Annotated in this window: 11 protein-coding genes and 1 pseudogene; 11 read left to right on the top strand and 1 reads right to left on the bottom strand. The window is 68.8% G+C overall.

What is annotated here, in order from left to right; all coding sequences use genetic code 11:
* Window positions 1-452: pseudogene (locus H7I41_RS18815) on the bottom strand (MinD/ParA family ATP-binding protein); the annotation flags it as partial.
* 588 nt (window positions 453-1040) lie between these two features.
* Between H7I41_RS18815 and H7I41_RS18810 the strand changes: the two are divergent.
* The 11 genes from H7I41_RS18810 to H7I41_RS18760 form a co-directional block, all read left to right on the top strand.
* Window positions 1041-1877 carry an ESX secretion-associated protein EspG gene (locus H7I41_RS18810; RefSeq protein ID WP_264014137.1) on the top strand — a complete coding sequence of 279 codons (837 nt, stop codon included), beginning with the start codon at window positions 1041-1043 and terminating at the stop codon, window positions 1875-1877.
* 11 nt (window positions 1878-1888) lie between these two features.
* On the top strand, window positions 1889-2443 hold the full coding sequence (locus H7I41_RS18805) for a YbaB/EbfC family DNA-binding protein (RefSeq protein WP_264014136.1): 555 nt from the start codon (window positions 1889-1891) through the stop codon (window positions 2441-2443).
* Window positions 2436-4160 carry a type VII secretion AAA-ATPase EccA gene (eccA, locus tag H7I41_RS18800; protein WP_264014135.1) on the top strand — a complete coding sequence of 575 codons (1725 nt, stop codon included), beginning with the start codon at window positions 2436-2438 and terminating at the stop codon, window positions 4158-4160. Before H7I41_RS18805 ends, eccA begins: the two co-directional genes overlap by 8 nt.
* A 1-nt stretch (window position 4161) precedes the next feature.
* A complete protein-coding gene (gene eccB, locus H7I41_RS18795; protein ID WP_264014134.1) occupies window positions 4162-5634 on the top strand; it encodes a type VII secretion protein EccB in 1473 nt (490 codons plus the stop codon).
* Entirely contained in the window at window positions 5631-7859 is a 2229-nt protein-coding gene (eccCa, locus tag H7I41_RS18790) for a type VII secretion protein EccCa (RefSeq protein ID WP_264014133.1), read from the top strand. Before eccB ends, eccCa begins: the two co-directional genes overlap by 4 nt.
* On the top strand, window positions 7856-9616 hold the full coding sequence (gene eccCb / locus H7I41_RS18785) for a type VII secretion protein EccCb (RefSeq protein ID WP_264014132.1): 1761 nt from the start codon (window positions 7856-7858) through the stop codon (window positions 9614-9616). The genes eccCa and eccCb overlap by 4 nt, the downstream gene beginning before the upstream one ends.
* Window positions 9617-9733: 117 nt before the next feature.
* Complete coding sequence (locus H7I41_RS18780; protein WP_264014131.1) at window positions 9734-10027, top strand: PE domain-containing protein; 294 nt, start codon at window positions 9734-9736, stop codon at window positions 10025-10027.
* A 42-nt stretch (window positions 10028-10069) separates the two neighbouring features.
* Entirely contained in the window at window positions 10070-11374 is a 1305-nt protein-coding gene (locus H7I41_RS18775) for a PPE family protein (RefSeq protein ID WP_264014130.1), read from the top strand.
* A gap of 92 nt (window positions 11375-11466) precedes the next feature.
* The gene (locus H7I41_RS18770) at window positions 11467-11763 is read left to right on the top strand and encodes a WXG100 family type VII secretion target (RefSeq protein WP_276009140.1); all 297 of its coding nucleotides are present in this window, start codon (window positions 11467-11469) and stop codon (window positions 11761-11763) included.
* Window positions 11764-11815: 52 nt separating this feature from the next.
* The gene (locus H7I41_RS18765; RefSeq protein ID WP_264014128.1) at window positions 11816-12106 is read left to right on the top strand and encodes a WXG100 family type VII secretion target; all 291 of its coding nucleotides are present in this window, start codon (window positions 11816-11818) and stop codon (window positions 12104-12106) included.
* Window positions 12107-12213: 107 nt separating this feature from the next.
* Window positions 12214-12468, top strand: a 255-nt coding sequence (locus tag H7I41_RS18760; RefSeq protein WP_443735560.1) for an ESX-1 associated ATP-binding protein EpsI N-terminal domain-containing protein, incomplete at its 3' end; no start/stop codon positions are given.

Here is a 12468-nt window from a genome sequence, read left to right as displayed (position 1 = left end):
AGCTGGCCGGGCGGTGGGGGCCCGGGCTGGCCGGGCGGACGCGGTTGCTGCCAGTTCGGTCCCGGAGGCGGCGGACCCCAGCCTGGTTCGGGTCGCTGCGGACCGGGCGGGCGGACGTCTTGGTTCGGTGGCGGGTGGTTCGGCGGCGGGGCGGGGGCCTGCGGTTCGCGGAAGCTGGTGCGGGGACGTTCGGCTTCCCGCATCGGTTCGGGCGGGGTGTCGTCGGCGTCGGTCGACGGCGGCGCCTCGTCGGCCGCGCGCGGCGGGGACTGATCCGGAGTGGCCGGCCGCGGGTTGTCCCTGGGCGGGAGGTAGTCGACGGGTGGCCGGCGGGAGGCCGGTGGCTGAGGAGGAATCCTCGGTCCCGTCGGCCCGGTGTCGGGCTCGTAGTCGGTCTCCTCCGAACCCGTCCAGCCGAGTTCTCGCCGCAGTGCGTCATCGCGGTCGGTCACTGCAATTACTCCTCCGGAACTTCAACGACGCGGTTGTCGGCCGGTTTCCAGTATCAACTACCCGCGCCCCCTTGCGCGGTGGCTGGGGAGGCGCGTGGGCCAGCAAATACAGCCATTTGGCATGTTTTTCGCAGTGCGGGCCGTCGGCGCGAGCGCCCGCCGACCACGGCCAAGGATCCCGGCGCTGTGCCGTTCTGCTGCGCGAGCGGCACCCTCCGAGACCGTCCGTCTTCCATCGGACGTTCGCTGACGCATGTGTCTATTCCGCTTGAACGGCACAACCACGTGGTCAGAACCATTGCTGTAGCATTGCCGACCAAATTGACGGACCGGGTTCACGCCCTGTGAATTGGTGCGTTGGCGGTGTCGATTTCGCTGGTACGCTCGCATGCGGTAAAGGGGGTCGGGTGTTATGGGTAAGCGTGCCGGTTTTGGCGTCTCTGGCAAAGTCCGTGATGTCGCCGCTCGCGTCGAGGCGCGGATTGCGGAGTCGCCGAACACCGCGGTTGGACCGCACGTGAGCGTGGATGTGGCCCTGCTCGCGCGGCCGACTGGTGTTCGCGGCGGCGAACTCGTGGGGGCGCTGCGATGACGGCCGGCACGAGCACCACCCACATCGACGACGTCGTCGGCGTGGAGGTGACGATCGACGGCATGCTGGTCATCGCCGACCGGCTCAACCTCGTCGACTTCCCGGTGGCACTCGGCATCCGGCTCAACATCCCGCAGCCCGATCTTCGCCAGATCGTCTGGGAGCAGGTCGCGCGCGACCTCACCGCCCAGGGCGTGCTCGACATCTACGGCCAGCCGCATCCCGAGGTCGCCGCGATGGTCGACACGCTGAGCAGGCCCGACCGCGTCCTCGAGGGCCGCTGGTGGCGCCGCGATCTCGGCGGCAAGATGGTCCGCTTCGTCGTGGTGCGCAAGGGCGAACGCCACGTGGTCGCCGCCCGGGATGACGAGATGCTGGTCCTGCAGCGCATCGCGCCCCAGGTCGGCCTCGCCGGGATGGTGACCGCTGTGCTCGGTGGCGCCCAGGCCGCGCACGTGGAACCGCTCACCGGCGTGGCGGCCAGGCTCGCCGAATGCCGCACCGCCGAAGCGCTGACGGCGCTCGGCGTCCCGGTGCCGTCGGCCCGCGTCTACGCCGAGATCATCAACGAACCGGCCAGCTGGGTGGAGCTCACGGCCACCGAGCGCCATCCCGGCGGCACCACCACCACGGCCGACGTCGCCGCCGGAGTGCTCGACTCGCGGCAGGGTCGCATCGTGTCGATTCCCCGCCGCGTCAACGGCGAGCTCTACGGCAGCTTCCTGCCCGGCACCCAGGACAACCTGCAGCGCGCACTGGACGGTCTCGTGGAGTTCCTGCCATCGGGCGGCTGGTTCGAGAAGACCGATCCGGACAGCCCGTTCGCAGATTGAGGAAGGTCCACATGGTGGGTGACACTCCGCCACGCGACGCCTCGGACGATTACGACGGCCTCGCGGCACTCGGCTACCCGTCCGACTCGGGCGCGGTGGACGAGGCCGACCTCGCGGCGCTCGTGGACTACGTGCCCGCGGGCGGCTACGAGAGCGACGACAGCGACGATGAGGACGCTGCCGGTGCGGAGTTGTACCTGGTCGAATCCCCGGATACCGACGAGGAGGGTCCCGGCGCCGCCTTCGCGGTGACCAACCCGCCCGGGACGGTCACCGTCACCGCGTTCCTCGACGGGCGCATCCAGCAGATCGAGCTGTCCCCGAACGTGGTCGGCATGACCGAGGCCGATCTCGCCGACGAGATCGTCGTGATCGCCGGCCTGGCCACGATGGACGCCCGGTCCGCCCAGTACTCGTTCATGCTCGACGGAATGCGCGAACACGGCCACAGCGACGTGGCCACCCGCGACTTCCTCGCCAGAGACCTGGAATTGCCCAGCCCGGAGCAGGCCGATGCCCGGCGGGCCGAGGTGTTCGCGACGAGGTATGAAGACAGCCATGAGTGATCACCTGGCGAGCCTTTTCGGCACCGCGGTGGGCATGCTGCCCACGTCCCCGGCACGTGCCCTCGAACTCTTCACCGAGATCACGAATTACGACGAGACCGCCTGCGACGCCTGGGTCGGGCGGATCCGGTGCGGCGACCGCGAGCGGGTGACGCTCTTCCGGGCCTGGTACTCGCGGTCCAACTTCGGCAGGTTGGCCGGCGCGGCCGAGGTGCCGATGAACGCACTCGGCGCCCGCGTCGCGATCGGTGGCATCTTCGGCAAGGACATCAGCTATCCGGTGGTCTCGCCGTTGGCGCTGACACTGGGCTTCGCCGTCCAGGAGGCGTCGGAGGGCAACCACGCCGATGCCATGGAGGCGCTCGAGAGCGCGCCCGCCGCGGGTGCGGAGCACCTGGTCTCCTGGACCAAGGCCGTCATCCTCGCGTCCGGGGAACGCTGGACGGACGTGATCGAGCAGGTCCGCAGCGCGGGCAGCTGGCCGGACAAGTTCCTGGCCGCCGCGGCGACCGTCGCGCACGGCGTTGCGGCGGCCAACCTCGGACTGTTCACCGAGGCGGACCGCCGGCTCACCGAGGCCAACGGCACACCCGTCGGCGAGGCCTGCGCCCCGGCCATCGCCTGGTACCTGGCGATGGCGCGGCGTGCCCAGGGCAACGAAGAGTCCGCCAACGTGCTGCTCGAGTGGTTGCAGGCCAACCACCCAGAGCCGAAGGTCACTGCGGCGCTGCGAGATTCGAATTACCGCCTGGCCACGACCACGGCGGAGAAGATCGCCGCGCGCACCGACCCGTGGGATCCGGCGAGCGCGGTGGCCGACACCTCGGGCCGCGAGACGCTGCTCGCCGAGGCCCAGGCGGAACTCGACCGTCAGATCGGGCTGAGCCGGGTGAAGGAACAGATCGAGGCGTACCGCGCCGCCACCCAGATGGCCAAGATCCGTGCGGCCCGGGGGATGAAGGTCGCCCAGACGTCCAAGCACATGATCTTCACCGGCCCGCCCGGCACCGGCAAGACCACGATCGCCCGGGTGGTGGCCAACATCCTTGCCGGGCTGGGCGTCATCGCCGAACCGAAGCTCGTCGAGACGTCCCGCAAGGACTTCGTCGCCGAGTACGAGGGGCAGTCGGCGGTGAAGACCGCCCGCACCATCGACCGTGCGGTGGGCGGCGTGCTGTTCATCGACGAGGCCTACACGCTGGTGCAGGAGCGCGACGGGCGCGCCGACCCGTTCGGCACCGAGGCGCTCGACACGCTGCTGGCGCGGATGGAGAACGACCGCGACCGCCTGGTGGTGGTGATCGCCGGCTATAGCGCCGACATCGACCGTCTGCTGGAGAGCAACGACGGCCTGCGGTCGCGCTTCGCGAACCGCATCGAGTTCGACTCGTATTCGCCTGACGAGATCGTCGACATCGCGAAAGTCATTGCCACGGCCAATGACTCGATGCTCAGTGATGAGGCCGCCAAGCGGGTGCACGAGGCGGCCACGCTGCTGAGCCAGCGGGCGCTGGGCGGCAAGCCGGCACTCGACATCGCGGGCAACGGCCGCTACGCACGCCAACTCGTGGAGGCCGGCGAGCAGAACCGCGACATGCGGCTGTCCCGCTCACTGGACTTCGACAATCTGGGGGTCGAACAATTGAGTGAGATCGACGGCGAGGACATGGCCTCGGCGATCGCAGCGGTGCACGCCCGACTGAACATCAGCGGCTGACATGGCGGGTTTCCGGCTCACCACCAAGGTGCAGGTCAGCGGCTGGCGCTTCCTGCTGCGCCGGGTGGAGCACGCGATCGTCCGCCGCGACACCCGGATGTTCGACGATCCGCTGCAGTTCTACAGCCGCGCCGTGTCGGCGGGCATCATCATCGCGGTGCTGATCTGCCTCGGCGCCGCCCTGCTGGCGTACTTCAAGCCGCTCGGAAAGCGGGGCGGGGACAGCCTTCTCGTCGACCGGGCCACGAACCAGCTGTATGTGGTGCTGCCCGGCAACGGTCAGCTGCGGCCGGTGTACAACCTCACCTCGGCGCGGCTGGTGCTCGGCAGTGCGGGTACCCCGGTCGCGGTCAAGTCCGACGAACTGAACCGGCTGTCCAAAGGCCAGCCGATCGGCATCCCGGGTGCGCCGTACGCCACCCCGGTCGCCGGTGCCGCCGAGTCGATGTGGACGCTGTGCGACACCGTCGAGAAGCCCGAGAGCGCGAAGCCGACGGTGCAGTCGTCGGTGATCGTGCGACGCCTCGCGCTCGACTCGACGGTCGCCCCGATGCGGCCCGATCAGGGCATGCTCGTCAAGTACGAGGGCGCCGACTGGCTGATCACCGACAACGGCAGGCATTCCATCGATCTGGCCGACCGCGCCGTCACGTCGGCGGTCGGCATCCCGGTGACCGCGAAGGCCGCACCGATCTCGGAGGGTCTGTTCAACGCGTTGCCGAACGTCGGGCCGTGGCAGTTGCCGCAGATCGTCCGTGCCGGCGAGCCCAACACCCTCGGCCTGCCACCGAATCTCGTGATCGCGTCCGTCTTCAAGACCGTGACGGAGAAGGGCGAACAGCACTATGTGGTGCTGCCGGACGGCGTGGCGCGCGTCAACGACCCCACCGCGGCGGCGTTGCGCGCCACCAACTCCTACGGTCTGATCGAACCGCCGCCCGTCGAGGCGAGCGTGGTGGCAGGGATCTCCGAGCAGGTCTACGTGTCGCCGTTGCCGGACAAAGCGCTCGACATCCTGCTGCGCGAAGAGGATCCGGCGTTGTGCTGGTCGTGGGAGCGGGTGCCGGGCGACCAGGCGCCGAAGACCTCGGTGATCGCCGGACGCCGCCTCCCGGTGCCCGCTTCGGCCCTCAACACCGGCATCGAGCAGATCGACGGCGACGCCACCGTCTACATCGACGGCGGGCAGTACATCCGGCTGCAGTCCCCTGATCCCCGCTACGGCGAGAGCCTCTACTACATCGACCCCCAGGGCGTGCGCTACGGCCTGCCCGACGAGGAGACGGCGAAGAACCTCGGGCTGTCCGCTCCGCAGACCGCGCCGTGGCAGGTGGTCAAGCTGTTGGTCGACGGGCCTGTGCTGTCGAAGGAGGCGGCGCTGCTCGAGCACGACACCCTGCCGCCGAACCCCAGTCCCCGAAAGGTCGAGGGAGGCGCCGGAGCTCCGGCACCGGCATCCGGAGGTGGCCCGTGACGACGAAGAAGTTCACCCCGACCATCAAGCGGGGGCCGCGGCTGACACCCGGCGAGATCAACGTGACACCGCCGGACGACCTGGGTGTCGAGATCCCGCCGTCGGGCCTGCAGCGGGCGTTGCCGTGGGTGATGGGCGGCTGCATGCTCGGCATGATCGCGATCATGATCTTCACCGGCGTGCGCCAACTCTCGCCGTACATGCTGATGATGCCGCTGATGATGGTGATGGGCACGGTCGGCTTCATGGCCGGCGGCGGTTCGGGCGGCAAGAAGGTGCCCGAGATCAACGCCGACCGCAAGGAGTACCTGCGCTACCTGTCGGGGCTGCGCACCCGCGTCACCTCATCGGCCGCCGCTCAGGTGACGTTCTTCAACTACCACGCGCCGCATCCCGAGGACCTGCTGTCGATCATCGGGACCCACCGGCAGTGGTCGCGCCAGTCCAACGCCGACTTCTTCTCCTCCACCCGGATCGGGATCGGCGCCGAGGCCGCCGTCGACCGTCTGCTCAAGCCGAATGTCGGCGGTGAACTCGCCGGCCCGGCGGGCGCCCCGCAGCCGCACCTGGAGCCGGTCAGCCACATGTGGGTGACGAAGTTCCTGCGCACCCACGGCCTCATCCACGACTGCCCGAAGTTGTTGCAGACGCGCACCTTTCCGACGATCGCCGTCGGCGGTGACCTCGGCGGCGCAGCGGGTCTGCTGACCGCGATGATCTGCCATCTCGCGGTGTTCCATCCGCCGGACCTGCTCCAGATCCGGGTGCTGACCGACAATCCCGAGGATCCGCAGTGGTCTTGGCTCAAGTGGTTGCCGCACGTGCAGCACCAGAGCGACACCGACGCCGCGGGCGCCACCCGATTGGTCTTCACCCGTCCGGACGGGCTCAGCGACCTGACCGCCCGGGGGCCGCACACGGCCGACGCCGTGCCGACGGGGCCCTACATCGTCGTCGTCGACCTGACGGGCGGCCGGGCCGGCTTCCCGGTCGACGGGCGGGCCGGTGTCACCGTGATCACCCTCGGCAATCACAAGTCCTCCTACCGCATCAAGGTCAATCCGGACGGCAGCGCGGACGACAAGATGCACAACCAGAACTTCCGTCCGGTGCTGCGCGTCGCGGACAGGATGACGCCGGGCCAGGCGGGCCGGCTCGCCCGTAAGTTGGCCGGCTGGTCGATCACCGGGACGATCATCGACAAGAGCGTCCGCGTGCAGAAGAAGGTCGCCACCGAATGGCACCAGCTCGTCGGCGCGCAGACCATCGAAGAGGTCACGCCGGCGCGCTGGCGGATGTACGCCGACACCGACCGCGACCGGCTGAGGATTCCCTTCGGCCACGAGCTCAAGTCGGGCGACATCATGTACCTCGACATCAAGGAGGGCGCCGAGTTCGGCGCCGGTCCGCACGGCATGCTGATCGGCACCACCGGTTCCGGTAAGTCGGAATTCCTTCGCACACTGATCCTCTCGCTGGCCGCCACGCATCATCCCGATCAGGTGAACCTGCTGCTCACCGACTTCAAGGGCGGCTCGACGTTCCTCGGTATGGAGAAGCTGCCGCACACCGCGGCGGTGGTCACCAACATGGAAGAGGAAGCCGAGCTGGTGAGCCGGATGGGCGAGGTGCTCACCGGTGAGCTCGACCGCAGGCAGTCGATCCTGCGTCAAGCCGGCATCCAGGTCGGCGCCGCGGGCGCTCTCTCGGGTGTGGCCGAGTACGAGAAGCACCGCGAGCGCGGCGCGGACCTGCCCCCGATGCCGACGCTGTTCGTCGTGGTCGACGAATTCGCCGAGCTGCTGCAGAACCACCCGGACTTCATCCAGTTGTTCGACCGGATCTGCCGCGTCGGCCGCTCGCTGCGGGTGCACCTGCTGCTCGCCACGCAGTCGCTGAACACCGGCGGCGTCCGGATCGACAAGCTCGAGCCCAACCTGACGTACCGGATCGCGTTGCGCACCACCAGTTCCGCGGAGTCCAAGGCGGTGATCGGCACGCCGGAGGCGCAGTACATCACCAATAAGGAGAGTGGCGTGGGCTTCCTGCGGGTCGGCATGGAGGACCCGGCCAAGTTCCGCAGTGTGTACACCGGCGTGAACTACGTGCCGACGGCTCTCACCCAGGACGACGGTGATGCCAAACCCAGGGCCAGGACTCAGAACCGGGTGCGGATCCACCAGTTCACCGCGGCGCCCATTGTCGATGTGGCAGGTGCGTCATGACGGTCGGTGAAACCGAACAGCGTGTGCTGCGCGAGGTCGTGCTCGGCCAGCTGACCACCGGCGAGATCCGCGCCTACCGGATGTGGTTGCCGCCGTTGACCGATCCGACACCGGTCAACGAACTGGTCGAGCGCGACTATCAGCGTCAGCCGCTGCGGTTCGGCCTCGGGATCATGGACGAGCCACGCAGGCACAGGCAGGACATCTGGGGGATCGACGTCTCCGCGGCGGGTGGCAACATCGCCGTCGGCGGCGCACCGCAGACGGGCAAGTCGACGTTCCTGCAGACGTTGATGCTCTCCGCGGCGGCCACCCATACGCCGCGCCAGGTGCAGTTCTACTGCGTGGACCTCGGCGGTGGCGGCCTGATGTACCTCGAGGACCTGCCGCACGTCGGCGGCGTCGCGACCCGCGCCGAACCGGACCGGGTGAACCGGGTGGTGGCCGAGGTCAAAGCCGTGCTGCGGGCCCGTGAGGCGATGTTCAAGCAGTACCGCGTCGGCTCCATCGCCTCGTACCGTGAGATGCGCGAGGATCCGAACAGCCCGGCGGCGGCCGACCCGTTCGGTGACGTGTTCCTGGTCATCGACGGCTGGCCGGCGTTCGTGAGCGAGTTCCCCGACCTCGAACCCGTGGTCCAGGACCTGGCGGGCCAGGGCCTGGCATTCGGGGTGCACGTGGTCATCTCGACGCCACGCTGGACCGAACTGAAGGCGCGCGTCCGCGACTACCTGGGCACCAAGGTGGAGTTCCGACTCGGCGACGTCAACGAGACCCAGATCGACCGCATCACCCGGGAGATCCCCGCCAACCGTCCTGGCCGCGCCATCTCGATCGAGAAGCATCACCTGATGATCGGTGTGCCGAGGCTGGACGGCGTGCACAGCGCCGAGAACATGGTGCCTGCGATCTCGGCGGCGGTGCAGCACATTGCTGCTCAGTACACCGACAGCGCCCCTCAGGTCCGGGTGCTGCCCGACAAGATCCACCTGCACGAGCTCGACCCGAACCCGCCCGGACCCGACACCGACTACCGCACGCGGTGGACGATCCCGCTGGGCGTGCGCGAGTCGGACCTCACGGTGGCGTACAACCGGATGAGCGCGACGCCGCACCTGTTGATCTTCGGTGCGCCGAAGTCCGGCAAGACCACCATCGCCCACGCGGTGGCGCAGGCCATCTGCAAGCGCAACAGCCCGCAGCAGGTCCGGTTCATGGTGGCCGACTACCGGTCGGCGTTGCTCGACGCGGTGCCCCAGAGCCATCTCCTCGATGCGGGGGCGGTCAACCGCAATCACGCGACGCTCGAGGAGTCGATCAAGGCGCTGGCGATCAACCTGAAGAAGCGGCTCCCGCCGCCGGACCTGACCACCGCACAACTGCGTTCGCGGTCGTGGTGGACCGGCCCGGACGTGGTCCTGCTGGTCGACGACTGGCACATGATCGTCGCGGCGTCGGGGATGTTGCCGCCGACATCGCCGCTGGCGCCGCTGCTTCCGGCGGCCGCCGACATCGGCCTGCACCTCGTGGTGACCTGTCAGATGAGCCAGGCCCACCGCGCCACCATGGACAAGTTCGTGGGCGCCGCGTACGGCGCCGGATCGCCCACCCTGTTCCTGTCCGGGGAGAAGTCGGAGTTCCCGACCAGTGAGTTCAAACTCCGGCGACGACCCCCTGGCCAGGCGCTTCTCGTCTCTCCGGACGGCAAGGAGGTGGTGCAGGCGGCGTATGTCGACCCCCCTGAAGAATTGGTGTGAAGACCCCCCTCGCGGGGCGGTTAGGATTTGATCCAGAGCGCACAGCAACGTAGGCGATCAATCACCAGCAAACTTTTATCCCGGACGTAAGTAGACAGCAGTCAAGGAGCAGGACACATGGAACCGCTGCAGCACAATCCAGGAGCCATCGGCGTCGGCGGCCAGGTCGTCGCGAACGCCGCCCGCGGTCTAGCGGGCGGGACCACCGCGACGGCCGCAGTCACCGCGCTGGTGCCGGCCGGCGCCGACGAGGTGTCGGCCATGGCCGCCGCCGCATTCGCCGTCGAGGGCGCCGACGCACTCGCACTCAACGCCTTCGCCCAGGAGGAGCTGGCGCGCGCGGGTTCGGCGTACATGGAGATCGCCGGCATCTACGACGCCGTCGACGCCGCCAACGCGAGCACGCTGTAACCGAAGACGTTCGAGTAACTCGACAGGAGATCCGCACTCGCCATGGTGCCCGTTCCCCTTCCGCCTACCTGGGTTGCGCTTCCGCCCGAGGTCAACACCGCGCGCTTGATGCTCGGTGCCGGCCCCGTGCCGATGGTGCAGGCCGCGGCGGGGTGGGAAGGGCTGGCGATCCTGCTGGAGACCCAGGCCGACGAACTCGCCGCATCGCTGAACAATCTGCAGGGGCTGTGGAGTGGCGCCGCGAGCCAGCGCGCGGTCGCGGCGACGCTGCCGATGATCATGTGGCTGCGGACCACGGCCATGCAGGCGCAGAAGCGGGCGATGCAGGCGACGGCTCAGGCAAACTCCTACAGCCTGGCGCTGGCAACGACGCCACCGATTCCGGAGATCGAACAGAACCACGTAACCAACGCGGTGCTGAACGCGACGAACTTCCTCGGCATCAACACCGTGCCCATCGCGATGAACGAGTTCGACTACTTCGTCCGGATGTGGAACCAGGCCGCCGGGGTGATGACCGCGTACCAGGCGGAGACGTCGCTGAACCTGTTGTTCGAGCCGATCATGCCGATGAAGCCGATCGTCATGCCGGGCATCGGCGCGGCGACGGCGGGCACCAACGTGGCGCAGGCGACGGCCCGGGCACCGATGGGCGCGTTGCGCAACGCGACGGTCGAGATGGTGTCGGCCCACGCGCACCTGCAGTCGGCGAAGTTGACCGGTGGTCGCGCCGCGGCGCAGGGCAAGCATGCGTCCGAGCGCGCGGGCGGCCAGGCCAAGCAGGCCGACAACGCCACGCAGCAGAGCCAGATGACACAGCAGGTGATGCAGCAGGGCGTGCAGATGGCGACCCAGATGGGGTCGCAGCTGGCCTCGGTGCCGCAGCAGTTCGGGCAGCAGGTCTCCAGCGGCATCCAGCAGATCACCCAGCCGCTGCAGCAGGTGACCTCCATGTTCAGCCAGATGGGTGCCGGGGGCGACAAGCCGGTCGCGCAGATGGGGTTGATCGGTGCCAACCCGTTCTCGAACCACCCGTTGGCGGGCGGTTCGGGGCCGTCGACGGGCGCCGGCCTGGTGCGGGCGGCGTCGTTACCCGGGTTGGGTGGCACCCCGCCGCAGACGCCGCTGATCTCGAACCTGCTCGGCACTTCCGGGCAGGCGCCGGTCGGCGCGGGTGCGCCGGGCGCGGGCGGACCGGGACTGGCGCCGGTCGCACCCGGTAGCGGCATGGGCCCGATGGGCGCGGGCCACGGCAACAAGGGCGGCGGCTCGACCACCAGGACGGCGCTGACCGCGCCGGCCCCGCTGATCCAGGACTTGAACGAGGACGAAGACGACGACTGGTGAGTCGTCGCCACAGATTTTTCGGCTGAGGAGCCGAAAGACTCGCCATCCCGTGGTGAGGACACAGGAAGAAGAGGAAACACATGTCAGACCCGATGATCACAGATCCAGCCGTCCTCGCCGCCGAGGCCGGTAACTTCGCGCGAATCGCCGCCGAGCTCAAGGGCGTCATCACGTCGGTCGAGGCGACCGCCGGTGCCCTTCAGCCGACGTTCAAGGGCACCGCGGGCATGGCCGCCCAGGCCGCTCTGCTCCGCTACCAGGAGGCCGGCAATGCCCAGGAGCGCCTGCTCGACGACATCGCCAACAACATCCAGCAGTCCGGTCTGCAGTACACCTCGACCGACGACGACCAGAGCGCGGCCATCAGTGCCGTCGAAATGGGCATCTGAGCGAATACGCCGAAACACCTAAACCAACCGAAGACCACGAGGGAGAAACAGCATGTCCGATGGAATTGTCTACAACTTCGCAGGCATCGAAGGCGGTGCCGGCGAGATCCAGGGCGCGGTCGCCACGACTGCCGGCCTGCTCGACGAGGGCAAGGGATCGCTCGCCACGCTGCAGAGCGTCTGGGGCGGCGGCGGCTCCGAGGCATACCAGCAGGTGCAGATGCGCTGGGACGCGACCTCGGCGGAGCTGAACGACGCGCTGCAGAAGCTTGCGCAGGCGATCAGCGAGGCCGGTCAGCAGATGGCCTCCACGGAGGCTGGCGTCACCGGGATGTTCGCCTAGCCCGACCCCAGCACGTTGGTGGGCGGGTCGGCCCGGCTCGAAGATAGGGTCAGGCCGACTCCGCCCATCTCGTGTGCTCAGGAGTGTAAACGCAAGGAGAGGTACCCATGTCGGCAGACTATGACCGGCTCTTCAACTCCCCCGACAGTGGTCAGCCGCCCGAAGAGGCGACCAGGACCGTCGACCGGGAGGCTCTGATGGGCGGTTCGACGTCGCCCGTGCCGGCTACCGGGACGCCGCCGCGCACCCCGGATGCGGGCCCACCGCCACCTCCGATGCCGATCGCTCAGCCGCGCGCCCAGGCAGCGCCCGCCCCGCCGCCGCGGCAGGCGGAGGTCACCAGTCAGATGCCGCCGACCCCG

Source organism: [Mycobacterium] manitobense (assembly GCF_025821665.1).
Lineage (GTDB): Bacteria > Actinomycetota > Actinomycetes > Mycobacteriales > Mycobacteriaceae > Mycobacterium > Mycobacterium arseniciresistens.
This window is presented reverse-complemented; position numbering and strand designations above follow the sequence as displayed.

Excerpts from the sequence above, each read along its gene's own strand:
- H7I41_RS18765 (WP_264014128.1), top strand. The coding sequence starts at position 11,816 with ATGTCCGATGGAATTGTCTACAACTTCGCAGGCATCGAAGGCGGTGCC.
- eccB (WP_264014134.1), top strand. The coding sequence starts at position 4,162 with ATGGCGGGTTTCCGGCTCACCACCAAGGTGCAGGTCAGCGGCTGGCGC.
- eccCb (WP_264014132.1), top strand. The coding sequence starts at position 7,856 with ATGACGGTCGGTGAAACCGAACAGCGTGTGCTGCGCGAGGTCGTGCTC.
- eccA (WP_264014135.1), top strand. The coding sequence starts at position 2,436 with ATGAGTGATCACCTGGCGAGCCTTTTCGGCACCGCGGTGGGCATGCTG.
- H7I41_RS18810 (WP_264014137.1), top strand. The coding sequence starts at position 1,041 with ATGACGGCCGGCACGAGCACCACCCACATCGACGACGTCGTCGGCGTG.
- H7I41_RS18775 (WP_264014130.1), top strand. The coding sequence starts at position 10,070 with ATGGTGCCCGTTCCCCTTCCGCCTACCTGGGTTGCGCTTCCGCCCGAG.
- H7I41_RS18770 (WP_276009140.1), top strand. The coding sequence starts at position 11,467 with ATGATCACAGATCCAGCCGTCCTCGCCGCCGAGGCCGGTAACTTCGCG.
- H7I41_RS18805 (WP_264014136.1), top strand. The coding sequence starts at position 1,889 with ATGGTGGGTGACACTCCGCCACGCGACGCCTCGGACGATTACGACGGC.
- H7I41_RS18780 (WP_264014131.1), top strand. The coding sequence starts at position 9,734 with ATGGAACCGCTGCAGCACAATCCAGGAGCCATCGGCGTCGGCGGCCAG.